At 57.5% G+C, this 24,405-nt stretch carries 29 protein-coding genes; 18 read left to right on the top strand and 11 right to left on the bottom strand.

From position 1 onward, the window contains the following. Positions 1–2: 2 nt before the first annotated feature. From speB to ACTJI7_RS20690, 4 genes are all read right to left on the bottom strand, one after another. Entirely contained in the window at positions 3–923 is a 921-nt protein-coding gene (speB, locus tag ACTJI7_RS20705) for an agmatinase (protein WP_017382921.1), read from the bottom strand. Positions 924–1,133: 210 nt separating this feature from the next. Further along, positions 1,134–3,110: a biosynthetic arginine decarboxylase gene (gene speA / locus ACTJI7_RS20700; protein WP_045629995.1), complete on the bottom strand. Its 1,977-nt coding sequence runs from the start codon at positions 3,108–3,110 to the stop codon at positions 1,134–1,136. Positions 3,111–3,118: 8 nt separating this feature from the next. Continuing rightward, positions 3,119–3,250 carry an acid stress response protein YqgB gene (gene yqgB / locus ACTJI7_RS20695; protein ID WP_127312443.1) on the bottom strand — a complete coding sequence of 44 codons (132 nt, stop codon included), beginning with the start codon at positions 3,248–3,250 and terminating at the stop codon, positions 3,119–3,121. A gap of 94 nt (positions 3,251–3,344) precedes the next feature. After that, the gene (locus tag ACTJI7_RS20690) at positions 3,345–3,488 is read right to left on the bottom strand and encodes a hypothetical protein (protein ID WP_418721940.1); all 144 of its coding nucleotides are present in this window, start codon (positions 3,486–3,488) and stop codon (positions 3,345–3,347) included. On the opposite strand from ACTJI7_RS20690, the gene ACTJI7_RS20685 reads away from it, so the two are divergent. The 9 genes from ACTJI7_RS20685 to ruvX all read left to right on the top strand — a co-directional run bounded on the left by ACTJI7_RS20685 (position 3,440) and on the right by ruvX (position 10,984). After that, the gene (locus ACTJI7_RS20685) at positions 3,440–3,727 is read left to right on the top strand and encodes a hypothetical protein (protein ID WP_045260764.1); all 288 of its coding nucleotides are present in this window, start codon (positions 3,440–3,442) and stop codon (positions 3,725–3,727) included. The two genes, ACTJI7_RS20690 and ACTJI7_RS20685, sit on opposite strands and share 49 nt — an antisense overlap. A gap of 186 nt (positions 3,728–3,913) precedes the next feature. Further along, positions 3,914–5,068 carry a methionine adenosyltransferase gene (metK, locus tag ACTJI7_RS20680; RefSeq protein ID WP_041908329.1) on the top strand — a complete coding sequence of 385 codons (1,155 nt, stop codon included), beginning with the start codon at positions 3,914–3,916 and terminating at the stop codon, positions 5,066–5,068. A 359-nt stretch (positions 5,069–5,427) separates the two neighbouring features. Then, the gene (gene galP / locus ACTJI7_RS20675; RefSeq protein WP_440670901.1) at positions 5,428–6,825 is read left to right on the top strand and encodes a galactose/proton symporter; all 1,398 of its coding nucleotides are present in this window, start codon (positions 5,428–5,430) and stop codon (positions 6,823–6,825) included. Between the two features lie 58 nt (positions 6,826–6,883). Next, the gene (locus ACTJI7_RS20670) at positions 6,884–7,381 is read left to right on the top strand and encodes a SprT family zinc-dependent metalloprotease (RefSeq protein ID WP_028014364.1); all 498 of its coding nucleotides are present in this window, start codon (positions 6,884–6,886) and stop codon (positions 7,379–7,381) included. Between the two features lie 94 nt (positions 7,382–7,475). Further along, positions 7,476–8,183: a deoxyribonuclease I gene (gene endA / locus ACTJI7_RS20665; RefSeq protein WP_207119382.1), complete on the top strand. Its 708-nt coding sequence runs from the start codon at positions 7,476–7,478 to the stop codon at positions 8,181–8,183. 51 nt (positions 8,184–8,234) lie between these two features. Further along, positions 8,235–8,966 carry a 16S rRNA (uracil(1498)-N(3))-methyltransferase gene (gene rsmE, locus ACTJI7_RS20660; protein WP_440670903.1) on the top strand — a complete coding sequence of 244 codons (732 nt, stop codon included), beginning with the start codon at positions 8,235–8,237 and terminating at the stop codon, positions 8,964–8,966. Between the two features lie 19 nt (positions 8,967–8,985). Next, positions 8,986–9,933: a glutathione synthase gene (gene gshB / locus ACTJI7_RS20655; RefSeq protein WP_033146605.1), complete on the top strand. Its 948-nt coding sequence runs from the start codon at positions 8,986–8,988 to the stop codon at positions 9,931–9,933. 74 nt (positions 9,934–10,007) lie between these two features. After that, entirely contained in the window at positions 10,008–10,568 is a 561-nt protein-coding gene (locus ACTJI7_RS20650; protein WP_028014368.1) for a YqgE/AlgH family protein, read from the top strand. Further along, positions 10,568–10,984: a Holliday junction resolvase RuvX gene (ruvX, locus tag ACTJI7_RS20645; protein WP_021242076.1), complete on the top strand. Its 417-nt coding sequence runs from the start codon at positions 10,568–10,570 to the stop codon at positions 10,982–10,984. Before ACTJI7_RS20650 ends, ruvX begins: the two co-directional genes overlap by 1 nt. A gap of 10 nt (positions 10,985–10,994) precedes the next feature. Here the strand turns inward: ruvX and ACTJI7_RS20640 are convergent, their stop codons facing one another. Further along, positions 10,995–11,975, bottom strand: a complete 981-nt coding sequence (locus ACTJI7_RS20640) for a type IV pilus twitching motility protein PilT (RefSeq protein ID WP_041908325.1) — start codon at positions 11,973–11,975, stop codon at positions 10,995–10,997. A gap of 17 nt (positions 11,976–11,992) precedes the next feature. On the opposite strand from ACTJI7_RS20640, the gene ACTJI7_RS20635 reads away from it, so the two are divergent. The 5 genes from ACTJI7_RS20635 to hemW are packed head-to-tail and all read left to right on the top strand — an operon-like array spanning position 11,993 to position 15,307. Beyond that, positions 11,993–12,694, top strand: a complete 702-nt coding sequence (locus ACTJI7_RS20635) for a YggS family pyridoxal phosphate-dependent enzyme (protein ID WP_063155144.1) — start codon at positions 11,993–11,995, stop codon at positions 12,692–12,694. Between the two features lie 21 nt (positions 12,695–12,715). Then, the gene (locus ACTJI7_RS20630; protein WP_045260768.1) at positions 12,716–13,282 is read left to right on the top strand and encodes a YggT family protein; all 567 of its coding nucleotides are present in this window, start codon (positions 12,716–12,718) and stop codon (positions 13,280–13,282) included. Beyond that, positions 13,279–13,575: a DUF167 family protein YggU gene (gene yggU / locus ACTJI7_RS20625; RefSeq protein WP_047364545.1), complete on the top strand. Its 297-nt coding sequence runs from the start codon at positions 13,279–13,281 to the stop codon at positions 13,573–13,575. The genes ACTJI7_RS20630 and yggU overlap by 4 nt, the downstream gene beginning before the upstream one ends. Before the next feature lie 3 nt (positions 13,576–13,578). Then, positions 13,579–14,172: an XTP/dITP diphosphatase gene (locus ACTJI7_RS20620; RefSeq protein ID WP_010435473.1), complete on the top strand. Its 594-nt coding sequence runs from the start codon at positions 13,579–13,581 to the stop codon at positions 14,170–14,172. Then, positions 14,165–15,307, top strand: a complete 1,143-nt coding sequence (hemW, locus tag ACTJI7_RS20615) for a radical SAM family heme chaperone HemW (protein ID WP_063155145.1) — start codon at positions 14,165–14,167, stop codon at positions 15,305–15,307. The genes ACTJI7_RS20620 and hemW overlap by 8 nt, the downstream gene beginning before the upstream one ends. 204 nt (positions 15,308–15,511) lie before the next feature. Here the strand turns inward: hemW and ACTJI7_RS20610 are convergent, their stop codons facing one another. From ACTJI7_RS20610 to trmB, 3 genes are read right to left on the bottom strand one after another with little or no spacing between them, the layout of a single operon-like run. Beyond that, positions 15,512–16,228 carry a DUF2884 domain-containing protein gene (locus ACTJI7_RS20610; protein WP_041908321.1) on the bottom strand — a complete coding sequence of 239 codons (717 nt, stop codon included), beginning with the start codon at positions 16,226–16,228 and terminating at the stop codon, positions 15,512–15,514. A gap of 57 nt (positions 16,229–16,285) precedes the next feature. Continuing rightward, the gene (locus ACTJI7_RS20605; RefSeq protein ID WP_028014375.1) at positions 16,286–16,612 is read right to left on the bottom strand and encodes a YggL family protein; all 327 of its coding nucleotides are present in this window, start codon (positions 16,610–16,612) and stop codon (positions 16,286–16,288) included. Beyond that, positions 16,612–17,331 carry a tRNA (guanosine(46)-N7)-methyltransferase TrmB gene (trmB, locus tag ACTJI7_RS20600; RefSeq protein WP_028014376.1) on the bottom strand — a complete coding sequence of 240 codons (720 nt, stop codon included), beginning with the start codon at positions 17,329–17,331 and terminating at the stop codon, positions 16,612–16,614. Before trmB ends, ACTJI7_RS20605 begins: the two co-directional genes overlap by 1 nt. Before the next feature lie 144 nt (positions 17,332–17,475). Between trmB and mutY the strand changes: the two genes are divergently transcribed. The 4 genes from mutY to ACTJI7_RS20580 all read left to right on the top strand — a co-directional run bounded on the left by mutY (position 17,476) and on the right by ACTJI7_RS20580 (position 21,485). Further along, a complete protein-coding gene (mutY, locus tag ACTJI7_RS20595) occupies positions 17,476–18,528 on the top strand; it encodes an A/G-specific adenine glycosylase (protein WP_440670907.1) in 1,053 nt (350 codons plus the stop codon). Between the two features lie 26 nt (positions 18,529–18,554). Continuing rightward, positions 18,555–18,827 (top strand): oxidative damage protection protein, encoded by a 273-nt coding sequence (locus ACTJI7_RS20590; protein ID WP_023309138.1) that lies wholly within the window; start codon positions 18,555–18,557, stop codon positions 18,825–18,827. Positions 18,828–18,883: 56 nt separating this feature from the next. Next, positions 18,884–19,960 (top strand): membrane-bound lytic murein transglycosylase MltC, encoded by a 1,077-nt coding sequence (mltC, locus tag ACTJI7_RS20585; RefSeq protein ID WP_045260773.1) that lies wholly within the window; start codon positions 18,884–18,886, stop codon positions 19,958–19,960. 268 nt (positions 19,961–20,228) lie between these two features. Beyond that, positions 20,229–21,485, top strand: coding sequence for a nucleoside permease (locus tag ACTJI7_RS20580; RefSeq protein WP_041908317.1), 1,257 nt, complete (start codon positions 20,229–20,231; stop codon positions 21,483–21,485). 79 nt (positions 21,486–21,564) lie between these two features. Here ACTJI7_RS20580 and citG read toward each other — a convergent pair whose 3' ends face one another. From citG to citF, 3 genes are read right to left on the bottom strand one after another with little or no spacing between them, the layout of a single operon-like run. Beyond that, positions 21,565–22,368: a triphosphoribosyl-dephospho-CoA synthase CitG gene (citG, locus tag ACTJI7_RS20575; protein ID WP_063155146.1), complete on the bottom strand. Its 804-nt coding sequence runs from the start codon at positions 22,366–22,368 to the stop codon at positions 21,565–21,567. Next, the gene (gene citX, locus ACTJI7_RS20570) at positions 22,346–22,885 is read right to left on the bottom strand and encodes a citrate lyase holo-[acyl-carrier protein] synthase (RefSeq protein ID WP_063155147.1); all 540 of its coding nucleotides are present in this window, start codon (positions 22,883–22,885) and stop codon (positions 22,346–22,348) included. The genes citG and citX overlap by 23 nt, the downstream gene beginning before the upstream one ends. Continuing rightward, positions 22,882–24,405 carry a citrate lyase subunit alpha gene (citF, locus tag ACTJI7_RS20565; RefSeq protein WP_063155148.1) on the bottom strand — a complete coding sequence of 508 codons (1,524 nt, stop codon included), beginning with the start codon at positions 24,403–24,405 and terminating at the stop codon, positions 22,882–22,884. The genes citX and citF overlap by 4 nt, the downstream gene beginning before the upstream one ends.

The raw sequence follows: 24,405 nt of genomic DNA, 5'->3' as shown, positions 1-24,405 counted from the left end.
GCTTATTCGCCTTTTTTCGCGGCCTGGATGTAGAGCATTTCCAGCGCCAGGGTCGCCGCGGCAAGCGCGGTGATCTCGGACTGGTCATAGGCTGGCGCCACTTCCACCACGTCCATCCCAACGATGTTCAGATCCTTCAGGCCACGCACCAGCTTGATGGCGCGGTCTGACGTCAGGCCGCCAATAACCGGCGTACCGGTACCCGGTGCAAACGCCGGATCCAGGCAGTCGATATCGAAGGTCAGGTATACAGGCATATCGCCGACGATCTGCTTAACCTGAGCCAGAATATCGTCCACGCCGCGATCGTTCACCTGGCCAGCGTCCAGCACGGTGAAACCGTTGTCTTTGTCGAACTCGGTACGGATGCCGATCTGCACGGAGTGGTTCGGATCGATCAGGCCTTCTTTCGGCGCGGTGTAGAACATGGTGCCGTGGTCGAACTCGCAGCCGTTCGCGTAGGTGTCGGTATGCGCATCGAAGTGCACCAGCGCCATTTTACCGAAGTGCTTCGCGTGGGCGCGCAGCAGCGGCAGAGTGACAAAGTGGTCACCGCCGAAGGAGAGCATGCGTTTGCCGGCCGCCAGCAGTTTCTCTGCGTGCGCCTGCAATTTTTCGCTCATTTCGCGCGCGTCGCCGAAGGCGTACACCAGGTCACCGCAGTCCACCACGTTCAGGCGCTCGCGCATGTCGAAGTTCCACGGGAAGCGGTTGTGCTCCCAGGCCAGGTTGGTGGAAACCTGACGGATTGCCGCCGGGCCGTGACGTCCACCCGCACGACCGGAGGTTGCCATGTCGAACGGCACGCCGGTGATCACCCAGTCCGCATCGCTGTCGTACGGCTGGAAGTTCATTGGAAGGCGTAAAAAACCAAACGCGTTAGATACCAGAGAGTTATCGTACTGATGACCTAAAGTGCTCATGTCCTGACCTCTTTTAACGTCGATACATTAAAAACAGATGAAAAAAAATCCCCTCCGCGTCGTTAAACCCGACGAGGAAGGGATTGATTCGTAAATCGCATATTGGGGCGAATTATCGCCGTTAATTCATACGGGTTCAAGTGAGTATAGGGCATTGTGCGGTCTGATGCCCTCACCCCAACCCTCTCCCACCGGGAGAGGGAGGTTTTACTACTCGTCTTCCAGGTAGGTGTACCCGTACAGACCCGCTTCAAACTCTTCCAGGAACTGCTGCTGCAAGGCATCGTCCAGACCGGTGTTTTTCACCTGGTCGCGGAACTGGGTGAGCAGTTTTTTCGGATCCAGCTGCACGTATTCCAGCATATCCGCCACGGTGTCCCCTTCATCGGACAGCTCAACCTCAACGCTGCCGTCAGGGAAGACAAACACGTCAACCGCTTCGGTATCGCCGAACAGGTTGTGCATGTTGCCGAGGATCTCCTGATACGCACCCACCATAAAGAAGCCCAGCATTGGCGGGTTCTCCGGATCGTACTCCGGCATTGGCATCGTCGTTGCGATACCGTCACCGTCAACGTAATGGTCAATCGCGCCGTCAGAGTCACAGGTGATGTCCAGCAGCACTGCGCGACGTTCCGGGGCGTGGTTCAACCCTTCCAGCGGCAGAACCGGGAACAGCTGGTCGATACCCCAGGCATCCGGCATCGACTGGAACAGGGAGAAGTTGACGTACATTTTGTCCGCCATACGCTCCTGCAACTCGTCGATAATCGGACGATGCGCGCGGTTGCTTGGGTCGAGCTGTTTCTGCACTTCATGGCACATGTTCAGATAGAGCTGCTCCGCCCACGCGCGCTCCTGCAGGCTGAAGGTGCCTGACGAGTAGCCGACGTGAATATCGTGCAGATCCATCTGGCTGTCGTGCAGCCATTCGCGCAGGGAACGGCGCGTGCCCGGCTCGTGCATTTCCTGCCAGGTTTCCCACATGCTTTGCAGGGAACGTGGGGCATCGTCTGCCGGAGGCGTCGCTTCGGTGATTTCGCTGCGCTCGACGCCGATAATGTTAGACACCAGCACCGTATGGTGCGCGGTAACCGCGCGGCCAGATTCAGTAATCACCGTCGGGTGCGGCAGGCCGTGCTCTTCACAGGCATCGCCAATCGCCCAGATGATGTTGTTGGCGTATTCGTTCAGGCCGTAGTTCACCGAGCAGTCGGACTGCGAGCGGGTTCCTTCGTAGTCCACGCCCAGGCCACCGCCCACGTCGAAGCACTGAATATTCACGCCAAGCTTGTGCAGCTCAACGTAGAAACGCGCGGATTCACGCACGCCGGTGGCGATGTCGCGAATATTGGCCATCTGCGAGCCGAGGTGGAAGTGCAGCAGCTGAATGCTGTCCAGACGACCGCGCTCGCGCAGGATCTCCACCAGCTGCAGCACCTGGTTCGCCGCGAGGCCGAACTTGGATTTTTCACCGCCGGAGGATTGCCATTTACCGGACCCCTGCGACGCCAGACGCGCACGCACGCCAAGGCGTGGGATCACGTTCAGACGCTCGGCCTCTTCCAGCACGATGGCAATTTCGGTCATCTTCTCGATAACCAGATAGACCTTGTGGCCCATCTTCTCGCCAATCAGCGCCAGACGAATGTATTCGCGGTCTTTATAGCCGTTACAGACGATCACCGACCGGGTCATGCCCGCATGCGCCAGAACCGCCATCAGCTCCGCTTTGGAGCCTGCTTCCAGTCCCAGCGGTTCGCCGGAGTGGATCAGGGATTCGATTACGCGGCGGTGCTGGTTCACCTTGATCGGGTAAACCAGGAAGTAGTCGCCGTTATAGCCGTAGGATTCACGCGCGCGCTTGAACGCGGCGTTAATGGAACGCAGGCGATGTTGCAGGATCTGCGGGAAGCAGAACAGTGCAGGCAAACGCTGGCCCTGCGCTTCACGGGCTTTCACCAGCTTAGCGAGATCCACGCGCGCTTCAGGGACGTCCGGATCCGGGCAGACGCTGATGTGGCCCAGCTCGTTGACGTCATAGTAGTTATTGCCCCACCAGGCAATATTGTAAGTGCGCAGCATCTTGCTGGCTTCCTGGGAGCTCATCGCAACCTCCTGCATAGAACGTAGTACACCCTGTTCGCCCGCTGACGAAGGCGAAAAAGAAGACATGTCGTCAGACATAGCGAACCTCAACTCTTTGTATTAAGTGTAAAACAGTTGACTACTATCGCAGCGTTATACGGCGATAACAACCCATAAACGGCTCCGTTTCCCAGCAGAGTATGCTGAAATCCAGACCGTGCGACCGGTTTCTTATTCATATCATTGTAAAACACGTATCCGAACTCTGTATGACAAGGTTCGGCGAAACCACGAGAAAACTCTTGTATTAACAAGAGCGCCCTTGTTCAGTTTTCACAGAGCGTAACCGGCCCTTGAATCCTGAGAAGCGCCGAGATGGGTATAACATCGGCAGGTTTGCAGACTAGAAATGCGGGTTGCGGGAATCAATGGCGCGCCAGAACGGCAGCGCTGAATTAGCGGAAAACGATGGTTCATTATCTCGTATCACCTCCACGGCCGCCTCTGATGAAACGGACCCCAAGCCAAAGCTAAAAGTTCACTGCTTAACCCGGCTGGAAGTGGCGACACGATGTATTCATCGAGCGCTGATTTTATATGAGCCGCGCGCCGCGTTTTATACCGAGAAGGGGGCTAAAAAGCAAAACAAAAATACGCGTGTTGCCAGCAGCGTCAGGAAAAATTTCCAGCAACCATTTCAACGCAGTGAGAGATGAATCAAAAAAAACTGGAAATCGGGCGAAGAAGTGACCTAAAATAGCCATCCAGATGTTAATCCATCTATACTGATTAACACTCATACTGCCAGTGTCAAAAACCTGCAGGCCTTGGTAGAATTATCTCCTTTGGCTATTCCACACAGCAGCTTGAGCTAACCAAATTCCTCTTAGGTGAAATAAAACATGGCAAAACACCTGTTTACGTCCGAGTCCGTATCAGAAGGACATCCTGATAAAATTGCTGACCAAATCTCCGATGCGGTGCTGGATGCGATCCTGGCGCAGGATCCTAAAGCGCGCGTAGCGTGTGAAACCTATGTCAAAACCGGCATGGTTCTGGTTGGCGGTGAGATCACCACCAGCGCATGGGTTGATATCGAAGAGATCACCCGTAACACGGTGCGTGAGATCGGCTATGTGCATTCTGATATGGGCTTTGATGCCAACTCCTGCGCGGTACTGAGCGCGATTGGCAAACAGTCTCCGGACATCAACCAGGGCGTTGACCGTGCCGATCCGCTGGAACAGGGCGCGGGCGACCAGGGCCTGATGTTCGGTTATGCAACCAACGAAACCGACGTGCTGATGCCAGCACCTGTGACCTACGCACACCGTCTGGTGCAGCGTCAGGCTGAAGTGCGTAAAAACGGCACCCTGCCGTGGCTGCGCCCGGATGCGAAAAGCCAGGTCACCTTCCAGTACGACGACGGCAAAATCGTCGGTATTGACGCTGTGGTGCTGTCTACCCAGCATGCCGAAGAGATCGATCAGAAATCCCTGCAGGAAGCAGTGATGGAAGAGATCATCAAGCCGGTTCTGCCAACCGAATGGCTGAGCTCAGCAACCAAATTCTTCATCAACCCAACCGGACGCTTTGTTATCGGCGGCCCAATGGGCGACTGCGGCCTGACCGGTCGTAAAATCATCGTTGATACCTACGGCGGCATGGCGCGTCACGGTGGCGGCGCGTTCTCCGGTAAAGATCCGTCTAAAGTTGACCGTTCTGCCGCGTACGCTGCACGTTATGTGGCGAAAAACATCGTTGCTGCCGGCCTGGCCGACCGCTGTGAGATTCAGGTTTCCTACGCTATCGGCGTGGCTGAGCCAACCTCCATCATGGTGGAAACCTTCGGTACTGAAAAAGTGCCTTCAGAACAGCTGACCCTGCTGGTGCGCGAGTTCTTCGACCTGCGTCCATACGGCCTGATTCAGATGCTGGATCTGCTGCACCCAATCTACCAGGAAACCGCTGCATACGGTCACTTTGGTCGTGAACATTTCCCATGGGAAAAAACCGACAAAGCCGCTCTGCTGCGTGAAGCTGCCGGTCTGAAGTAATCGACAGCCGAGAGTATTAAACAGGCCAGCCTTTGTGCTGGCTTTTTTTATGTCGGGGGGCGGCTAAAGCCGCACAACTGAAAGCGATTACACCGCACCGGCACCACTCCGCTTTCAGAATAATCTCTTTGCATGTTCGCCTTTCTTCTGCTGTTACATTTCCTTTCAGTTAAGTCTGAAATTCAAACAAACGCGATGCGCATCACCTCGTTTACCTCTATATTTTCAAAGCTTTAATAATTTTTACGGTTGCACGTTAGTGTAACCGATTACACCATTGTGATTAATCTCACATATTTTTACGGGTCGCTCACCTACCCTTATCATCAATAAAACTGATAACCCAACTGGAGGGCATAATGCCTGACAATAAAAAACAGGGGCGTACGTCCAACAAGGCGATGACTTTCTTCGTCTGCTTCCTCGCCGCCCTGGCAGGATTACTCTTTGGCCTGGATATCGGCGTCATTGCCGGCGCTCTTCCCTTCATCGCAGACGAATTCCATATTAACGCGCATACCCAAGAATGGGTGGTTAGCTCCATGATGTTCGGTGCGGCCGTTGGGGCCGTCGGCAGCGGCTGGCTCTCCTTCAAGCTCGGACGCAAAAAGAGCCTGATGATCGGTGCGATCCTCTTCGTCGCCGGTTCGCTCTTCTCCGCTGCCGCCCCTAACGTTGAAGTGCTTATTCTTTCCCGCGTGCTGCTGGGTCTTGCGGTGGGCGTGGCGTCTTACACCGCCCCGCTTTACCTCTCCGAAATTGCGCCGGAGAAAATCCGCGGCAGTATGATTTCCATGTACCAGCTGATGATCACCATCGGTATTCTCGGCGCTTACCTGTCCGATACCGCTTTCAGCTACAGCGGCGCATGGCGCTGGATGCTCGGCGTGATCATCATCCCGGCCATTCTGCTGCTGATTGGCGTCTTCTTCCTGCCGGACAGCCCGCGCTGGTTTGCCGCCAAGCGCCGCTTCGTTGATGCCGAACGCGTGCTGCTCCGCCTGCGCGATACCAGCGCGGAAGCGAAAAACGAGCTGGAAGAGATCCGCGAAAGCCTGAAGGTAAAACAGTCCGGCTGGGCGCTGTTTAAAGAGAACAGCAACTTCCGTCGGGCGGTGTTCCTCGGCGTGCTGCTGCAGGTGATGCAGCAGTTCACCGGGATGAACGTCATCATGTACTACGCGCCAAAAATCTTTGAACTGGCGGGTTACACCAACACCACCGAGCAGATGTGGGGCACCGTCATCGTGGGCCTGACCAACGTGCTGGCGACCTTTATCGCCATCGGCCTGGTGGACCGCTGGGGTCGTAAGCCAACCCTGACGCTGGGCTTCCTGGTGATGGCGGCCGGTATGGGTGTCCTCGGTACGATGATGCATGTGGGCATCCACTCCCCAACCGCCCAGTACTTCGCGGTGGGTATGCTGCTGATGTTTATCGTCGGGTTTGCGATGAGCGCCGGTCCGCTGATTTGGGTACTGTGCTCTGAAATCCAGCCGCTGAAAGGGCGTGATTTTGGTATCACCTGCTCTACCGCAACCAACTGGATTGCCAACATGATCGTCGGCGCAACGTTCCTGACCATGCTCAACACCCTGGGCAATGCCAACACCTTCTGGGTCTACGCCGGTCTGAATATCTTCTTTATTGTGCTGACCATCTGGCTGGTTCCAGAAACCAAACATGTTTCTCTGGAACATATTGAACGTAACCTGATGAAAGGTCGTCCGCTGCGCGAAATCGGCGCCCACGACTAATCCTCTTGCGGGAGGCGCCTCTTGCGCCTCCCCGCTTCCCGCTTTATGCTCTGCCCCTATGAAAGCTCCCCGTCTCCCCATCGCCATTCAGCAAGCCGTTATGCGCAGCCTGCGGGAAAAACTTGCCCAGGCGAATCTGAAACTCGGCCGCAATTACCCTGAACCGAAGCTGGTCTATCAGCAGCGCGGCACCGCAGCCGGCACCGCCTGGCTGGAATCGTACGAGATCCGCCTGAACCCGGTGCTGATGATGGAAAACCAGCAGGCGTTTATTGAAGAAGTGGTGCCGCACGAGCTGGCGCACCTTCTGGTATGGAAGCATTTTGGCCGCGTCGCGCCGCACGGCAAAGAGTGGAAGTGGATGATGGAGGCGGTGCTCGGCGTTCCGGCGCGCCGTACCCATCAGTTCGAGCTGGAATCGGTACGCCGCAATACCTTCCCCTATCGCTGCCAGTGTCAGCAGCACCAGCTTACCGTCCGCCGCCATAACCGCGTGGTGCGCGGCGAGGCGACCTACCGCTGCGTCAAATGCGGCGAACCGCTGATTGCGGAGTAATCACCTGAACTTTCAGGAACTTTCCTGATCTGACTGATTGCATACAGGAACAACATTCGTTACGTTGCGGGCTCGTTTTGACACGGAGTGTAAGATGTCCCGTAATGTTTCTCTCGCGGTCGCTTTTCTGGCGACGGCGCTTTCCGGTCAGACCCTGGCCGACGGTATCAACAGTTTTTCCCAGGCCAAGGCAGCAGGCGTGAAGGTGAACGCCGATGTACCGGGCGATTTCTACTGCGGCTGCAAAATTAACTGGCAGGGCAAAAAAGGGGTCGTTGACCTCGAATCCTGCGGCTATAAGGTGCGTAAAAACGAAAACCGCGCCAGCCGCATCGAGTGGGAGCATGTCGTTCCGGCCTGGCAGTTTGGTCACCAGCGCCAGTGCTGGCAGGACGGCGGTCGTAAAAACTGCGCCAAAGATCCGGTTTATCGCCAGATGGAAAGCGACATGCATAACCTGCAGCCTGCGGTAGGTGAAGTGAACGGCGACCGCGGCAATTTCATGTACAGCCAGTGGAACGGTGGCGAAGGCCAGTACGGCCAGTGCGGTATGAAGGTAGATTTCAAAGAGAAAGTCGCCGAGCCCCCTGCCCGCGCGCGCGGCAGCATCGCCCGCACCTACTTCTACATGCGTGACCGTTATGACCTCAACCTTTCACGCCAGCAGACGCAGTTGTTCAATGCCTGGGATAAGCAGTATCCGGTGACGGAATGGGAATGCCAGCGCGACGAACGTATCGCCAGAGTCCAGGGGAATCATAACCCTTACGTCCAGCGGGCTTGCCAGGCGCAAAAGAGCTAACCTACACTACGGCAATTCGCTTATACCGCATGACATATGGAATTTTTGACTATGCGCATTCCCCGCATTTACCACCCTGAACTGATTACCGCAGGCCGCGAAATCGCCCTGTCTGACGACGCCGCCAACCACGTTGGCCGCGTGCTGCGCATGGGGGCTGGCCAGGCAATACAGCTGTTCGACGGCTCTAATCAGGTTTTCGACGCGGAAATCTCGCGGGCGGATAAAAAAAACGTGCATGTGAATGTCTTGCGCGGCGAAGTGGACGACCGTGAATCGCCGCTGCACATCCACCTTGGGCAGGTGATGTCGCGCGGAGAAAAGATGGAGTTCACCATTCAAAAATCCATTGAGCTGGGTGTAAGCCTCATTACGCCACTTTTTTCCGAGCGCTGTGGCGTTAAACTGGATGCGGAACGTCTGAACAAAAAGATCCAGCAGTGGCAGAAAATCGCCATTGCGGCCTGCGAACAGAGCGGCCGCAACCGTATTCCGGAGATCCGCCCGGCGATGGATCTGGAGGACTGGTGTGCAGAAGAGGATAGCGGGCTGAAGCTCAATCTTCATCCGCGCGCCAGCGCCAGCATCAATACGCTGCCGCTGCCCGTTGAGCGCGTACGCCTGCTGATTGGTCCCGAAGGCGGCCTGTCGGCGGACGAAATTGCGATGACGGCGCGCTACCAGTTTACTGATATTCTGTTGGGACCTCGCGTTCTGCGCACTGAGACAACGGCACTCACGGCCATAACCGCGCTACAGGTACGGTTTGGCGATCTGGGTTGAAGTATTAACGGAGAAGAACATGATAAAGCTCGGCATCGTGATGGATCCCATCGCAAACATTAACATCAAGAAAGACTCCAGCTTCGCCATGCTGCTGGAAGCGCAGCGTCGTGGCTATGAGCTCCACTATATGGAGATGAACGATCTTTATCTGATCAACGGTGAAGCCCGCGCACGCACCCGCATCGTTAACGTCGAGCAGAACTACGACAAATGGTACGAATTCGGCACCGAGCAGGACATTGCCCTGGCCGACCTCAACGTCATCCTGATGCGTAAAGATCCGCCGTTTGACACCGAATACATCTATAGCACCTACATCCTTGAGCGTGCCGAAGAGAAAGGGACGCTGATCGTCAACAAGCCGCAGAGCCTGCGCGACTGCAACGAGAAGCTTTACACCGCCTGGTTCTCTGACCTGACGCCGGAAACGCTGGTAACCCGCAGCAAAGCGCAGCTGAAAGAATTCTGGCAGAAGCACGGCGACATCATCATGAAGCCGCTGGACGGCATGGGCGGCGCGTCTATTTTCCGCGTGAAGGAAGGCGACCCGAACATTGGCGTGATTGCCGAAACGCTGACCGAGCTGGGCACGCGTTACTGCATGGCGCAAAACTATATTCCAGCGATCAAAGATGGCGATAAGCGCGTGCTGGTCGTGGACGGTGAGCCGGTGCCTTACTGCCTGGCGCGTATCCCACAGGGTGGCGAAACCCGCGGTAACCTTGCGGCAGGTGGCCGCGGCGAGCCGCGCCCGCTAACCGAAAGCGACTGGGAAATTGCCCGCCGCGTTGGCCCAACGCTGAAAGCCAAAGGCCTGATCTTCGTTGGCCTGGATATCATCGGCGATCGCCTGACTGAAGTTAACGTCACCAGCCCAACCTGCATTCGCGAAATCGAAGCGGAGTTCCCGATCTCGATCACCGGAATGCTGATGGACGCTATCGAAAAACGTTTACAGAAATAAACTGTGACAGCGCCTGGGTTTATCCCCATACTGGGCGCTGTCGCTTTTTAAACCAGGAAACAGTACCTCTGACAATGAATTTACAGCATCACTTTCTTATTGCCATGCCTGCTCTCCAGGATCCGATTTTTCGCCGCGCCGTGGTTTATATTTGTGAATACAATGAAGACGGCGCGATGGGTATTATCATCAACAAACCGCTGGAAAACCTGCAGGTTGAAGGGATTCTGGACAAGCTGAAAATCTCGGCTGAAGCGCGCCTGCCGGAAATCCGGCTTGATAAACCGGTGATGCTGGGTGGACCTCTTGCCGAAGATCGCGGCTTTATCCTGCATACCCCGCCGGTATTCTCTTCCAGCATTCGCATCTCCGATAACACCGTGATCACCACCTCGCGCGACGTGCTTGAAACGCTGGGCACCGCTGAGCAGCCTTCCGAAGTGCTGGTGGCGCTGGGCTATTCGTCGTGGGAAAAAGGCCAGCTTGAGCAAGAGATCCTCGATAACGCCTGGCTTACCGCACCTGCGGACATGAATATTCTGTTTAAAACCCCTATTGCCGATCGCTGGCGTGACGCGGCAAAGCTGATTGGCATTGATATTCTGACCATGCCTGGCGTAGCGGGGCACGCGTAATGAGCGGCACCCTTCTCGCCTTCGACTTCGGCACCAAAAGCATCGGCGTCGCCGTGGGTCAACGGATCACCGGCACCGCCCGCCCGCTCACGGCGCTGAAAGCTAACGACGGCACGCCGGACTGGAACCTTATTGAGCGCCTGCTCAAAGAGTGGCAGCCGGACGACGTGATTGTCGGCCTGCCGCTGAACATGGACGGCACCGAGCAACCGCTTACCGCCCGCGCGCGTAAATTCGCCAATAAAATCCATGGCCGCTTTGGCGTCTCCGTGAAGCTTCACGACGAGCGTCTCAGCACCGTCGAAGCGCGTGCAGGCCTGTTTGAACACGGTGGCTTCCGGGCGCTCAACAAAGGCAGCGTAGACTCCGCTTCAGCCGTCATTATCCTCGAAAGCTACTTCGAACAGGGCTTTTAAACGCAGGGGCCTACAGCCGCCCCTGTGCCCGTCTCTCCGCCAGGCTCTGGTCAAAGTTCTGCATTCCGGCCTGCTGGCCGGTTTGAATGATGCCGGGCAGCTGCCACGTCTTCCCCTCACGAATCAGATTCGCCGCCGCCGCGGTGTTTACCAGCAGCTCGTACAGCGCGACGCGCCCGCCCTGAAGATCGGGAAGCAGCTTTTGCGCCAGCACTGCCCGCAGGCTGCCGGCCAGCTGGTTACGCACCGGATCTTTCTCCTGCGCCGGGAACGTATCGACCAGCCGTTCAATCGCCTGTGCTGCCCCGCGCGTGTGCAGCGTCGCCAGCACCAGATGCCCGGTCTCCGCCGCCGTCAGCGCCAGGCGGATCGTTTCGCTGTCGCGCAGCTCCCCCAGCAAAATAACGTCCGGGTCCTCGCGTAACGCACTGCGCAGCGCCTCTGCAAATGACGGGCTGTGCTGGCCTATCTCCCGCTGCTGAATCAGGCAACGTTCACTCTGGTACATAAACTCCACCGGATCTTCAAGCGTGAGGATATGGCCGTCAGTATGGCGGTTGAGGAAGTCGACCATTGCGGCCAGCGTGGTGGATTTACCGCTGCCGGTCGCTCCCGTTACCAGAATCAACCCGTTGTCGCTGGACAACAGTTCGGGAATAGCGCGCGGTACCCCAAGTGAAGGGAGCTGCGGACAGGAACGCGGCAACAGCCGCAGGGTAACGGAGATGCCCTTCATCTGCTTAAACGCACTGCCGCGCAGACGCTGGTCTCCTGCGACCGTCACGGCAAAATCGACCTGCCCGTTTGCCCACCATGCGCCCTGCTGTTCGTCGTTGAGCCACGCCTTTAGCAACGCCCCGACATCCGGCGGCGGAAACGGGGCCGGCTCAAGGCGGCCCAATCTGCGCCAGCGCGGTGGTGAATCACTGCACAGGTGTAGATCGGAGACGTTATGCTTTACACTAAGGGCCACAATTTCTTCCACATCCATAGACTACTCCTCGGAAAATGAACGACATTGCGCATAACCTGGCACAGGTCCGGGACAAAATCTCAGCCGCTGCAACGCGTTGCGGCCGTGCTTCAGAAGAAATTACGTTGCTTGCAGTCAGCAAAACCAAGCCTGCGAGCGCTATCGCAGAAGCGATTGCTGCAGGTCACCGGGCGTTTGGCGAAAACTACGTGCAGGAAGGTGTGGATAAAATTCGCTACTTCCAGGAGCAGGAGACGTCCGATCTGCAATGGCACTTTATTGGTCCCCTGCAGTCGAACAAAAGCCGTCTGGTGGCAGAGCACTTTGACTGGTGCCATACCATCGATCGTCTGCGTATTGCTTCCCGTCTGAACGACCAGCGCCCGGCGGAGATGCCTGCGCTTAACGTGCTGATTCAAATCAACATCAGTGATGAAAACAGCAAGTCCGGCATTGCGCTGAGCGAGCTGGATGCGCTGGCCGCAGAGGTGGCCGCCCTGCCGCACTTAACCCTGCGCGGGCTGATGGCCATTCCGGCACCTGAGTCAAGTTATGAAAGGCAGTTTGCCGTGGCACAGCAAATGGCTGTAGCATTTGAGGCGCTTAAAGCGCGCTATGAAACGGTAGACACGCTTTCACTGGGCATGTCGGATGATATGGAAGCCGCCATCGCGGCAGGCAGCACTATGGTGCGCATCGGCACAGCCATTTTCGGTGCGCGCGACTACACCAAATAATAAGGAAACCTGAGGAACGCCATGAAGACGTTGACTTTCCTGCTCTCAACGGTCATTGAGCTGTACACGATGGCGCTTTTGCTGCGCGTCTGGATGCAGTGGGCCCGCTGTGACTTTTACAATCCGTTCTCCCAGTTTGTCGTGAAAATCACGCAACCTGTTGTCGGACCGCTGCGCCGTATTATCCCGGCCATGGGCCCCATCGACAGCGCCTCGCTGCTGGTGGCGTTTATTCTGAGCGTGCTCAAAGCCATCGTGCTGTTTATGGTCATCACCTTCCAGCCGATTATCTGGATTGCCGCCGTCCTGATTCTGATCAAAACCGTCGGTTTGCTGATCTTCTGGGTACTGCTGGTGATGGCGATCATGAGCTGGGTAAGCCAGGGGCGTAGCCCGGTAGAGTACGCCTTGATTCAGCTGGCCGAGCCGCTGCTGCGTCCGATCCGTAACCTGCTTCCGTCCATGGGCGGCATCGACTTCTCCCCGATGATCCTGGTGCTGCTGCTCTATGTGATCAACATGGGGATCGCCGAACTGCTCCAGTCTACGGGCGATATGCTGCTGCCGGGGCTGTGGATGGCGCTATGAGTGCAGTAAGCACCTGCACCGACGGGCTGGTTTTACGGCTGTATATTCAGCCGAAAGCCAGCCGTGACAGTATTGTTGGGCTGCATGGCGACGAGCTAAAGGTCGCCATCACCGCCCCACCGGTCGATGGCCAGGCGAACGCGCATCTGACCAAATATCTGGCAAAACAGTTTCGCGTCGCCAAAAGCCAGGTCATCATTGAAAAAGGTGAACTTGGGCGGCATAAACAGGTAAAAATCCTTAATCCGCAATCTATCCCGACGGAAGTCGCGGCTCTGACAGAACAGGACTAAACCATGCAGAAAGTTGTTCTCGCGACCGGTAACGCCGGTAAAGTGCGCGAGCTGGCCTCGCTATTAAATGATTTTGGGCTGGACGTGGTGGCTCAGACCGAGCTGGGCGTGGAGTCCGCCGAAGAGACGGGCCTGACGTTTATCGAAAACGCCATTCTGAAAGCGCGCCATGCGGCGCAGGTAACCGGCCTGCCCGCGATTGCCGACGACTCCGGTCTGGCCGTGGATTTTCTCGGCGGTGCGCCGGGGATTTACTCCGCCCGCTATTCCGGGGTGGACGCCACCGACCAGCAGAATCTGGAAAAGCTGCTCGTGGCCCTGAAGGACGTTCCCGACGAACAGCGTACCGCGCAGTTCCACTGCGTGCTGGTCTACATGCGTCATGCGGAAGACCCGACGCCGATTGTCTGTCACGGCAGCTGGCCGGGCGTGATTACCCGTGAAGCGGCGGGCAACGGCGGCTTTGGCTACGACCCGATTTTCTTTGTCCCGACCGAGGGCAAAACCGCTGCGGAACTGACCCGCGAAGAGAAAAGCGCGATTTCCCACCGTGGACGCGCGCTGAAACTGTTACTGGAAGCACTACGTAATGGCTAATTTGCCGCCTCTGAGTCTTTATATTCATATCCCGTGGTGCGTGCAGAAATGCCCGTACTGCGATTTCAATTCGCACGCGCTGAAGGGCGAAGTGCCGCACGATGACTACGTCGCGCATCTGCTGGCCGACCTGGACGCCGATGTGCCGTACGCACAGGGACGTGAAGTTAAGACCATTTTCATTGGTGGCGGTACGCCGAGCCTGCTGTCAGGCCCGGCCATGCAGACGCTGCTGGACGGCGTGCGTGCGCGCCTGAGCCTGGCGGCGGATGCGGAAATTACGATGGAAGCCAACCCCGGCACCGTTGAGGCCGACCGTTTTGTCGAGTATCAGCGCGCGGGCGTGAACCGCATCTCCATCGGCGTGCAGAGCTTTAGCGAGCCGAAGCTGAAGCGTCTGGGGCGCATTCACGGCCCGGAAGAGGCGAAGCGCGCGGCGAACCTGGCAACGGGGCTTGGGCTGCGCAGCTTTAACCTCGATTTGATGCATGGCCTGCCGGATCAGTCGCTGGAGGAGGCGCTGGACGATCTGCGCCAGGCAATTGAACTGAACCCGCCGCATTTGTCGTGGTATCAGCTCACCATCGAGCCAAACACGCTGTTCGGCTCCCGCCCGCCGGTGCTGCCGGATGACGACGCGCTGTGGGATATCTTCGAGCAGGGCCACAAGCTTTTGACCGCTGCCGGGTATCAGCAGTATGAAACGTCCGCCTACGCGAAGCCGGGCTTCCAGTGTCAGCACAACCTGAACTACTGGCGTTTTGGTGATTATCTGGGCATTGGCTGCGGCGCCCACGGCAAGGTGACCTTCCCGGATGGTCGCATCCTTCGCACCGCCAAAACGCGTCATCCGCGCGGATTTATGGAAGGACGCTACCTTGAGCGTCAGCACTACGTTGAGGCGGCGGATAAGCCGTTTGAGTTCTTTATGAACCGTTTCCGCCTGCTGGAAGCCGCGCCGCGCGCGGAGTTTTCGCTGTACACCGGCCTGGCGGAATCGGTGATTCGTCCGCAGATTGACGAAGCGCTGGCAAAGGGGTATCTCACCGAGAGTGAGGAATGCTGGCAGATCACCGAGCACGGCAAGCTGTTCTTAAACTCCCTTCTTGAGCTGTTCCTCGCTGAAGATTCCTGAAGGCTGATTCAGGATTTCGCATCCCGTTCTGCCAGCTAAGGGAAAGGCTGGCAGAGTATGGGGATGGAAATTATTCGTTTTCTGGAACAACAAACTCTGGGATACGAAGAGGTGGTGTTAGAGAGGAACTTTGAGACGCTGCAAATGCTGCAACCCTCACTCCTGCCCTCTCCCTGAAAGGGAGAGGGATAGGGTGAGGAGAACTTACTTCAGCGTCCCCACCAGCGCCTTCCGGCTGTCTTCCAGCGACACCACGCGTTTACACACGTCTTTGCCGAACTGCTGGAAATCATCTTCCTGGTTCTTCCACTCGTTCTGAATGGAAGTCTGCAAGCCGCCCAGGCTGCCCAGCACGCCCTGCAGCGGGTTACCGCCGCCTTTCAGCACGGCTTTGGCGCCCATCTCGTTGATGCTGTCCTGCAGGATGCCGCCCATCGCCTGGTTCACCAGCTGCTGGCCGTCGGCGCGGACCTGATCGATCGCCTTATAGTGGAACGTCAGGCCATCAGAGCGCGTCTCGATAATGCGGTTCATCTGCTCTTTGAGCTGCTTGTCGAGCTTTGTAAGGCGGGAGCGCATATTACTGCTCTCCCCCACCTCTTTAGTGATGATTTTGTCCAGCGCGACGCGGCTCTTTTCGACGCGCGTCAGGGCGCCTTCATTAATCCATGGCAGCGCGGTACGCAAATCGGCCTGATAATCTTTCGCCTGCTCACGCTGTGCGGCAGTCAGGTTGTACTGTTTGCCGTTAAAGGTGACGTTCCCTTCCGGCGTAATCACCAGATTGCCGTTCTCGCCTTTGACCTGCACGGTTTGCGGGCTTAACACCACGTCATCACGCGGGGTGACGCTACATTGATAATCCGCATGGGCGGTGAATCCGGTTGCCATCAAAGCAACAGCCAGCAACGTTTTGCGCATCTTAAACACTCCCTCAGACAAAATGGGCCAGCTAATGCTGGCCCGCTTACTGCTTTATTAGTCCCACCAAACGTCGAAAAGTTCGCTCACGCGGACATCTTCCAGCTTGTGCTCTTCAAGCCATTTGCGAACCAGGGCCTGATGTTCTTCGGTGCATTTGCCCACTTCCTGGGTGCAGATCAGACCTTCCCACGCCAGGTAGCCGCTACCGTCGAAGGCCAGCTTGTTTGGCTCGATTACCTCGTTGATGAACGCATCAACGTCCTGGTCGATCTGCTCAACGCTGGTGCCTTCCGGGAAACGCCAGGCAACGGAGAAGCCCACTTCCTGGAATTCTTCGATGTGCATCTTTTTACGCAGACGACGGCTACGATTCTTTGCCATTATTTCACCCTCTCGAACATTAAGTCCCATACGCCGTGACCAAGACGATGGCCACGCTGTTCAAATTTTGTCACCGGACGCGATTCCGGACGCGGTACGTAGTCGTTGCTCTCGGACTGATTTTTGTACCCGTCCAGCGACGACATCACTTCCAGCATGTGTTCCGCATAAGGTTCCCAGTCGGTCGCCATGTGGAAAACGCCGCCCAGCTTGAGCTTGCTTTTCACCAGCTCGGCAAACGGTGCCTGAACGATACGGCGTTTATTATGACGCGCTTTGTGCCATGGGTCAGGGAAAAAGAGCTGAACCATATTCAAAGAATTGTCAGGAATCATTTTGTGCAGCACTTCCACCGCGTCGTGACACATCACGCGCAGGTTCTCAACGCCCTCTTCGTGGGCCGTTGCCAGGCACGCGCCGACGCCCGGGGAGTGTACTTCAATGCCGAGGAAGTTCTGCTCCGGGCGCGCTTTCGCCATGGTGACCAGCGAGGTGCCCATACCAAACCCGATCTCCAGCGTGACGGGCGCGTCGCGGCCAAACAGCTCGGTAAAGTCGAGCGGCTGCTCGCTGAACTCAACGCCCATCACCGGCCAGTAGTTGTCCAGCGCGTGTTGCTGCCCTTTGGTCAGGCGGCCCTGACGGCGGACAAAGCTGCGAATACGGCGCAGCGGGCGACCGTTTTCATCAAATTCCGGTGAAATGACGTCGTTTTTCATAAAAGAGTTGCCTGCTTGTGAGAATGTTCGGGAAACGGGCATTATCCAAAGTTAAGGCTTCTATGCAAGCATGGGAAAGATCCGGTTTACAGCAGATGGACGCTGTGCTGCAATCTGCGTCCCTGATTATGCGAATCGATGACCATGCAAGCCTCTCAATTTTCAGCCCAGGTGCTGGACTGGTACGACAAATACGGGCGTAAAACCCTGCCCTGGCAAATTGAAAAAACGTCCTACAAAGTATGGCTCTCCGAGGTGATGTTGCAACAAACGCAGGTCGCCACCGTAATCCCTTACTTCGAGCGTTTTATGGCACGCTTCCCGACGGTCACCGACCTGGCAAACGCGCCGTTGGACGAAGTGCTGCACCTGTGGACCGGGCTGGGCTATTACGCCCGCGCGCGCAACCTGCACAAGGCCGCGCAGCAGGTCGCCACCCGCCACAACGGTAAATTCCCGGAAACCTTCGACGAGGTGGCCGATTTACCCGGTGTCGGACGTTCAACCGCAGGCGCGATCCTCTCCCTTTCATTAGGCAAGCATTTCCCGATCCTCGACGGCAACGTGAAGCGCGTGCTCGCACGCTGCTACGCCGTTGACGGCTGGCCGGGTAAGAAAGACGTTGAAAAACGCCTGTGGGAGATCGCTGAAGCGGTGACCCCGGCGAAGGGCGTAGAGCGTTTTAACCAGGCGATGATGGATCTCGGCGCGATGGTCTGCACGCGCTCAAAACCAAAGTGCGAACTCTGCCCGGTGAACAACCTCTGCGTGGCGTATGCCAACCAGTCATGGGCGCAGTATCCGGGTAAGAAACCTAAACAGACGCTGCCGGAGCGCACCGGCTATATGCTGCTGATGCAGCACGGTGACGAGGTCTTCCTCGCCCAGCGTCCGCCGAGCGGTCTGTGGGGTGGTCTATACTGCTTCCCACAGTTTGAAGATGAAGACTTGCTGCGTGAATGGCTTAAACAGCGCGGCATTGCGGCAGATACCCTGACGCAGCTGACCGCGTTTCGCCACACCTTCAGCCATTTCCATCTGGATATAGTACCGATGTGGCTTCCCGTGTCCTCATTCACCTCCTGCATGGATGAAGGCACCGCTCTCTGGTATAACTTAGCGCAACCGCCATCAGTCGGGCTGGCGGCTCCCGTGGAGCGCCTGTTACAGCAATTACGTGCCGGTGCAATGGTTTAGCATCGGCAACACAAAGAGGAATACGTATGGCCAGAACCATTTTTTGTACTTTCCTGCAGCGCGACGCTGAAGGCCAGGATTTCCAGCTCTACCCGGGCGACCTGGGCAAGCGCATCTATAACGAGATCTCCAAAGAAGCCTGGGGACAGTGGCAGAAAAAACAGACTATGCTGATCAACGAGAAAAAGCTCAGCATGATGAACCCGGAGCACCGCAAGCTGCTGGAGCAGGAGATGGTGAGCTTCCTGTTCGAGGGCAAAGACGTCCACATCGAAGGCTATACGCCGCCGGAAAAATAACAGCGTGCGGGTGAAACCCCGCCGTAAAAGCAAACACAACACGCACTCCCGGAATGATGAAAAAACTTTTAGCGCTAGCCCTTGTTGCGCCGTTGCTGGTCTCGTGCTCGTCCAAAAAAGGCGATGATTACAACGAAGCCTGGGTCAAGGACACCAACGGTTTTGACATTTTGATGGGGCAGTTTGCCCATAACATCGAGAACATATGGGGATTTAACGAAGTTCTTATTGCCGGACCGAAGGACTACGTTAAGTACACCGACGCCTATCTGACCCGTAGCCACATCAACTTTGATGAGGGTACGATCACCATTGAGACCATCGCAGGCACCGACCCTGCGGCACGGCTGCGTCAGGCGATCGTCAAAACCCTGCTGATGGGTGACGATCCGGGATCTATCGATCTCTACTCCGATGCGGACGACATCACCATTTCGAAAGAGCCGTTCCTGTACGGTCAGGTTGTCGACCAGACCGGACAGCCGATCCGCTGGGAAGGTCGCGCCACGAAATTTGCCGACTACCTGCTGCAGACGCGCCTGAAGAGCCGCTCTAACGGCCTGAAGATTATCTACAGCGTTACCATTAACCTTGTCCCGAACCACCTCGACAAGCGTGCGCATAAGTATCTGGGCATGGTGCGTCAGGCATCGCGTAAGTATGGCGTGGACGAGTCTCTGATCCTGGCGATTATGCAGACCGAATCCTCGTTCAACCCGTACGCGGTGAGCCGTTCCGACGCGCTGGGGCTGATGCAGGTTGTCCAGCACAGCGCCGGTAAAGACGTCTTCCGCTCGCAGGGGAAATCCGGCACGCCGAGCCGCAGCTACCTGTTCGATCCGCAAAGCAACATTGATACCGGCACGGCCTATCTGGCGATGCTGAACAATGTCTATCTCGGCGGAATTGATAACCCGACGTCGCGTCGCTACGCGGTAATCACCGCCTATAACGGCGGCGCGGGCAGCGTGCTGCGCGTCTTCTCGAATGACAAAGTGCAGGCTGCGAACATCATCAACAGCATGGCGCCGGGGGATGTTTACTCTACCCTCACCACCCGCCACCCGTCTGCGGAATCCCGCCGGTACCTGTATAAGGTGAATACGGCGCAGAAAAACTATCGTCGTCGATAATCAACACACCTTCTCCAGCAAGGAGAAGGCGTTCTGCTTACCCTCTCCCTGTGGGAGAGGGTCAGGGTGAGGGCATCAGGCCGCACCTATCCTCCACCCATACGAAAATGTTATTTGCATCACAATCCAAACTGCAAATTAATGTGGATTGCATTTTTTTGCGGGAGGTAACAAAACATATCGTTGCCAACTGATAGAATTGCATCAAATAACAACCCTGAATGTTCCTATAACAACATATCTCCCGCTCACTTGTGAGGAAAGTAACATGAACCTTAAGCTGCAGCTTAAAATCTTGTCGTTTCTGCAGTTCTGCCTGTGGGGTAGCTGGCTGACTACACTCGGCTCCTATATGTTTGTGACGCTCAAGTTTGATGGTGCGTCAATCGGTGCCGTCTACAGCTCGCTGGGTATTGCGGCTGTTTTCATGCCAACGCTGCTCGGTATCGTGGCGGATAAATGGTTAAGTGCGAAATGGCTGTATATGCTTTGCCATCTGGTGGGTGCGGGGACGCTGTTTATGGCGGCCGAAGTGACCACGCCGGGGGCGATGTTTATGGTGATCCTGCTTAACTCGCTGGCGTATATGCCAACGCTTGGGCTGATCAACTCCATCTCCTACTACCGCCTGAAATCTGCCGGCCTGGATATCGTCACCGACTTCCCGCCAATCCGTATCTGGGGCACCATCGGCTTTATCATGGCGATGTGGGGCGTGAGCTTCGCGGGCTTCGAGCTGAGCCACATGCAGCTGTATATTGGTGCTGCGCTCTCCGTACTGCTGGCGCTGTTCACCCTGACGCTGCCAACCATTCCGGTATCTAACCAGCAGAAAAACCAGAGCTGGAGCACCATGCTTGGCCTGGATGCCTTCGCGCTGTTCAAAAACAAGCGCATGGCGATCTTCTTTATCTTCTCCATGCTGCTGGGCGCGGAGCTGCAAATCACCAACATGTTCGGCAACACCTTCCTGCACAGCTTCGATAACGATCCGCTGTTTGCCGGGAGCTTTATCGTTGAGCACGCGTCAGTGATGATGTCCATCTCGCAGATCTCCGAGACGCTGTTCATCCTGACCATCCCGTTCTTCCTGAGCCGCTACGGCATCAAAAACGTCATGCTGATCAGTATCGCCGCGTGGATGCTGCGCTTCGGCCTGTTCGCCTACGGCGACCCGAGCGCGTTCGGCACCGTGCTGCTGGTGCTGTCGATGATTGTTTACGGCTGCGCCTTCGACTTCTTCAACATTTCCGGTTCGGTGTTTGTGGAAAAAGAGGTGAAGCCTGAAATCCGCGCCAGCGCGCAGGGCATGTTCCTGATGATGACTAACGGCTTCGGCTGTATTCTGGGCGGCGTGGTGAGCGGTAAAGTGGTTGAGATGTACACCACCAACGGTATCACCGACTGGCAGCCCGTGTGGCTGATCTTCGCGGCGTATTCGCTGGTGCTGTTCTTCGCGTTCCTCGCGCTGTTCAAGTACAAGCACGTTCGCACAGCGCACGGTACACAGCCGATTGCGCATTAATTGTTGTGCCCGGTGGCGCTTCGCTTACCGGGCCTACAAAACCAGACCGTAGGCCGGGTAAGGCGTAGCCGCCACCCGGCTATTTTATTGCAGAGAGCACCCACCCCACCGACAGCAAATCCGCGCTGCCGCCCGGACTCAGGTTTCGTTCAATCAGTGCCTTATCCATCTTAAGCAACGCCTCGCGATCCCAGCCGTTAGCCAGCAGTTCCCGCGCATAGCCCTGAACGTAGCGCAGCCCCTGAATGCCGCCGCGTGACACGAGATTACTGTCCTGATTGACCGCCATCAGGCCCAACAGCAGGCCGTGAAGCGACTGTCCGTTCCACTGCCCTAGCGCCTTACGCACCGTCGCAAAGCCGCTCTCCGCCTCGCCTCGCGCCCCGGTTAAGCCATACTGCTGAAACTGCCGCTCGCCCGCCGTCGCCTGCCCGCTGCGCGCTGCCAGCTCCCGCGACACCAGCCCGCGGCAGATGTTACTCACCTCACAACAGAGGCTGTCCGCAGAGACATTTTTCACACGCCCGGCAGCGAAGCACAGCAGGCCGAGAGCAAAAATCCCGCCCTTATGCGTGTTCACGCCGTTCGTCGCGGCATACATCGCCTGCTCGCAGGCCAGCCCCATCGGGCGGAGAAGCCGCAGCTGTGCGTCAGCGGGTTTATCCGCATGCACGTTACCGAGTTCAGCAAAGCGCGAAAACCACGGCGTGATTGCCGCGATGCTGCGGACAAACAGCGCGTGGTCCATATCGCGATGGGAACCGTTGTTGAGCTTGTCCACCAGCCCCGGCTTGGGCGTCAGCTCCAGTTCCTGCCACAGCGCCGCTTCGGCAAGCGCGGGCACATCAATCGGGCGCGGTTTAGTCGCGAGCAAACCAGTCATCGATCGTCTTCTCCACGCGGGAAACAACCTGCTCAACGGGGTGATTGCGCGAACGGGAGCAGGCATGCGCGGGCTCGTCGCAGATCAGACAGCGCCTGAGGTTTGCCCCCAGCGACTGACGCCCGACGTGGCCGTGCTGAGGGCAGATCACGTCCAGATCCCACAGCCTGCCGAGCGGGTGCGTCTGCTCCAGTTCCGCGCAGTGCGCTTTGATTTCCGCCGCCGCATGGGCGACGCACCACAAGGCTTCCGGTCCGGTGGGCAGCCACAGCACCTGCCGGTCCAGCACCTGCCAGCGGTTCTCCCACAGCAGCTGGTCGCACATCTGGAGCGCCACGCCCATGGTGTTGCGATAGCGCAGGCTGTCCTTGATTTCCCCTGGCGTGACCAGCGTGAGGGAGATCACCGGCTGTTTATAGTGCTCAAGCATGTCAGCCTGACGGGCTGCGCGACGCTCTTTCGCCGCCAGCAGTTCCTCGAGGCTGACACCCGCCCGCACGGGTGTCGCTAAAATCATACTGACTCCTTCACCTGTCGTACGGTGTCGATCACGCTGCCGTCGCGGTAGCGGATCACCCCGACGATTTTGTCGGTAAATTCAATCGGTTTCGGTATGCCGGTCAGGGAAATCGCCCGCTCATAGAGCGCGCTGATGTCCACTACCTTCAGCCCGGCCGCCAGCAGCCGCTCGCGGATCTCCGGGCGCGCCGGGTTGACTGCAATACCGTGGTCGGTGACCAGCACGTCGATGCTTTCGCCCGGCGTGAGGCGCGTGGTGACGCGCTTCACGACCGTCGGAATGCGGCTGCGCAGCAGCGGCGCGACGACGATGGTCAGGTTGGCTGCCGCCGCCACGTCGCAGTGCCCGCCGGATGCGCCACGCATCACGCCGTCGGAGCCGGTGATAACGTTGACGTTGAAATCAACGTCAATTTCCAGGGCGCTGAGGATCACCACGTCGAGCTGGTCGCAGCTTGCCGCCTTGCTGCCGGGGTTGGCGTAGACGTTGGTGGAGATCTCTACGTGGTTCGGGTTGCGCGCCAGCGAAGCCGCCGCCTGACCGTCAAAGCACTGGGTGTCGAGCAGCTTTTCGATGAGCCCCTTCTCGTGCAGATCCACCAGGCTGCCAGTGATGCCGCCGAGCGCAAAGCGCGCCTTTACGCCGCTGCGCTCCATCTTCTCTTCCATAAAGCGGGTGCAGGCGGTGGCCGCCGCGCCGGAGCCGGTCTGCATCGAGAAGCCCGGTTTGAAATAGCCGGAATGCTCGATCACATCCGCCGCATAGCGGGCGATCATCAGCTCGCGCGGGTTGCTGGTGACGCGCGCCGCGCCGACGCTGATTTTCGCCGGGTCGCCCACGCTCTCCACCTGCACGATGTAGTCCACCTGGTCCTGCACCAGGCTGGCGGGCATATTCGGGAACGGCACCAGTTCTTCGGTCAGCAGCACCACCTTGCGGGCAAAGTGCGCGTCCACCATCGCGTAGCCGAGCGAGCCGCAGCACGATTTACCGTGCGTGCCGTTAGCGTTGCCAAACGCATCGCTGCACGGCACGCCGAGAAACGCCACGTCGATATTCAGCTCGCCGTCCTGGAGCAGCTTCACGCGCCCACCGTGGGAGTGAATCTGTACCGGCTCGTCCATCAGCCCGTGGGAGATGGCGTCCGCCAGCCTGCCGCGCATGCCCGAGGTGTAAATCCGGGTGATGACGCCGCTTTCAATATGCTCGATCAGCGCGTCGTTGCAGGTCATCAGCGAACTGGAGGCCAGGGTCAAATTTTTAAATCCCATCCGCGCCAGCAGCGCCACAACGGTGTTGATCACCCGGTCGCCTTCGCGAAAGGCATGGTGGAAGGAGATGGTCATCCCGTCCTGCAGGCCGCTGCGCGCTACGGCTTCTTCAAGGGAGGCACAGAGCTTGCGGTTGTGCTTCGCGTCACTGTCCGCCAGCCAGGGCGTCGCGCTGTGGGCGGTATCAAAGGGTTTCAGGTCCCGCAGATGCGGGAAGTTTACGTGGAGAAGTTCTGTTTGATTCAT

Origin of the sequence: Enterobacter sp. 22499 (assembly GCF_052044815.1) — a bacterium.
Lineage (GTDB): Bacteria > Pseudomonadota > Gammaproteobacteria > Enterobacterales > Enterobacteriaceae > Enterobacter > Enterobacter bugandensis.
Note: the sequence above shows the minus strand (reverse complement) of the source record. Positions and strands in the feature narration are given on the sequence as shown.

Excerpts from the sequence above, each read along its gene's own strand:
- speB (WP_017382921.1), bottom strand. The coding sequence starts at position 923 with ATGAGCACTTTAGGTCATCAGTACGATAACTCTCTGGTATCTAACGCG.
- speA (WP_045629995.1), bottom strand. The coding sequence starts at position 3,110 with ATGTCTGACGACATGTCTTCTTTTTCGCCTTCGTCAGCGGGCGAACAG.
- yqgB (WP_127312443.1), bottom strand. The coding sequence starts at position 3,250 with ATGAATAAGAAACCGGTCGCACGGTCTGGATTTCAGCATACTCTGCTG.
- ACTJI7_RS20685 (WP_045260764.1), top strand. The coding sequence starts at position 3,440 with ATGGCGCGCCAGAACGGCAGCGCTGAATTAGCGGAAAACGATGGTTCA.
- ACTJI7_RS20690 (WP_418721940.1), bottom strand. The coding sequence starts at position 3,488 with ATGAACCATCGTTTTCCGCTAATTCAGCGCTGCCGTTCTGGCGCGCCA.
- metK (WP_041908329.1), top strand. The coding sequence starts at position 3,914 with ATGGCAAAACACCTGTTTACGTCCGAGTCCGTATCAGAAGGACATCCT.
- galP (WP_440670901.1), top strand. The coding sequence starts at position 5,428 with ATGCCTGACAATAAAAAACAGGGGCGTACGTCCAACAAGGCGATGACT.
- ACTJI7_RS20670 (WP_028014364.1), top strand. The coding sequence starts at position 6,884 with ATGAAAGCTCCCCGTCTCCCCATCGCCATTCAGCAAGCCGTTATGCGC.
- endA (WP_207119382.1), top strand. The coding sequence starts at position 7,476 with ATGTCCCGTAATGTTTCTCTCGCGGTCGCTTTTCTGGCGACGGCGCTT.
- rsmE (WP_440670903.1), top strand. The coding sequence starts at position 8,235 with ATGCGCATTCCCCGCATTTACCACCCTGAACTGATTACCGCAGGCCGC.
- gshB (WP_033146605.1), top strand. The coding sequence starts at position 8,986 with ATGATAAAGCTCGGCATCGTGATGGATCCCATCGCAAACATTAACATC.
- ACTJI7_RS20650 (WP_028014368.1), top strand. The coding sequence starts at position 10,008 with ATGAATTTACAGCATCACTTTCTTATTGCCATGCCTGCTCTCCAGGAT.
- ruvX (WP_021242076.1), top strand. The coding sequence starts at position 10,568 with ATGAGCGGCACCCTTCTCGCCTTCGACTTCGGCACCAAAAGCATCGGC.
- ACTJI7_RS20640 (WP_041908325.1), bottom strand. The coding sequence starts at position 11,975 with ATGGATGTGGAAGAAATTGTGGCCCTTAGTGTAAAGCATAACGTCTCC.
- ACTJI7_RS20635 (WP_063155144.1), top strand. The coding sequence starts at position 11,993 with ATGAACGACATTGCGCATAACCTGGCACAGGTCCGGGACAAAATCTCA.
- ACTJI7_RS20630 (WP_045260768.1), top strand. The coding sequence starts at position 12,716 with ATGAAGACGTTGACTTTCCTGCTCTCAACGGTCATTGAGCTGTACACG.
- yggU (WP_047364545.1), top strand. The coding sequence starts at position 13,279 with ATGAGTGCAGTAAGCACCTGCACCGACGGGCTGGTTTTACGGCTGTAT.
- ACTJI7_RS20620 (WP_010435473.1), top strand. The coding sequence starts at position 13,579 with ATGCAGAAAGTTGTTCTCGCGACCGGTAACGCCGGTAAAGTGCGCGAG.
- hemW (WP_063155145.1), top strand. The coding sequence starts at position 14,165 with ATGGCTAATTTGCCGCCTCTGAGTCTTTATATTCATATCCCGTGGTGC.
- ACTJI7_RS20610 (WP_041908321.1), bottom strand. The coding sequence starts at position 16,228 with ATGCGCAAAACGTTGCTGGCTGTTGCTTTGATGGCAACCGGATTCACC.
- ACTJI7_RS20605 (WP_028014375.1), bottom strand. The coding sequence starts at position 16,612 with ATGGCAAAGAATCGTAGCCGTCGTCTGCGTAAAAAGATGCACATCGAA.
- trmB (WP_028014376.1), bottom strand. The coding sequence starts at position 17,331 with ATGAAAAACGACGTCATTTCACCGGAATTTGATGAAAACGGTCGCCCG.
- mutY (WP_440670907.1), top strand. The coding sequence starts at position 17,476 with ATGCAAGCCTCTCAATTTTCAGCCCAGGTGCTGGACTGGTACGACAAA.
- ACTJI7_RS20590 (WP_023309138.1), top strand. The coding sequence starts at position 18,555 with ATGGCCAGAACCATTTTTTGTACTTTCCTGCAGCGCGACGCTGAAGGC.
- mltC (WP_045260773.1), top strand. The coding sequence starts at position 18,884 with ATGAAAAAACTTTTAGCGCTAGCCCTTGTTGCGCCGTTGCTGGTCTCG.
- ACTJI7_RS20580 (WP_041908317.1), top strand. The coding sequence starts at position 20,229 with ATGAACCTTAAGCTGCAGCTTAAAATCTTGTCGTTTCTGCAGTTCTGC.
- citG (WP_063155146.1), bottom strand. The coding sequence starts at position 22,368 with ATGACTGGTTTGCTCGCGACTAAACCGCGCCCGATTGATGTGCCCGCG.
- citX (WP_063155147.1), bottom strand. The coding sequence starts at position 22,885 with ATGATTTTAGCGACACCCGTGCGGGCGGGTGTCAGCCTCGAGGAACTG.
- citF (WP_063155148.1), bottom strand. The coding sequence starts at position 24,405 with ATGAATCAAACAGAACTTCTCCACGTAAACTTCCCGCATCTGCGGGAC.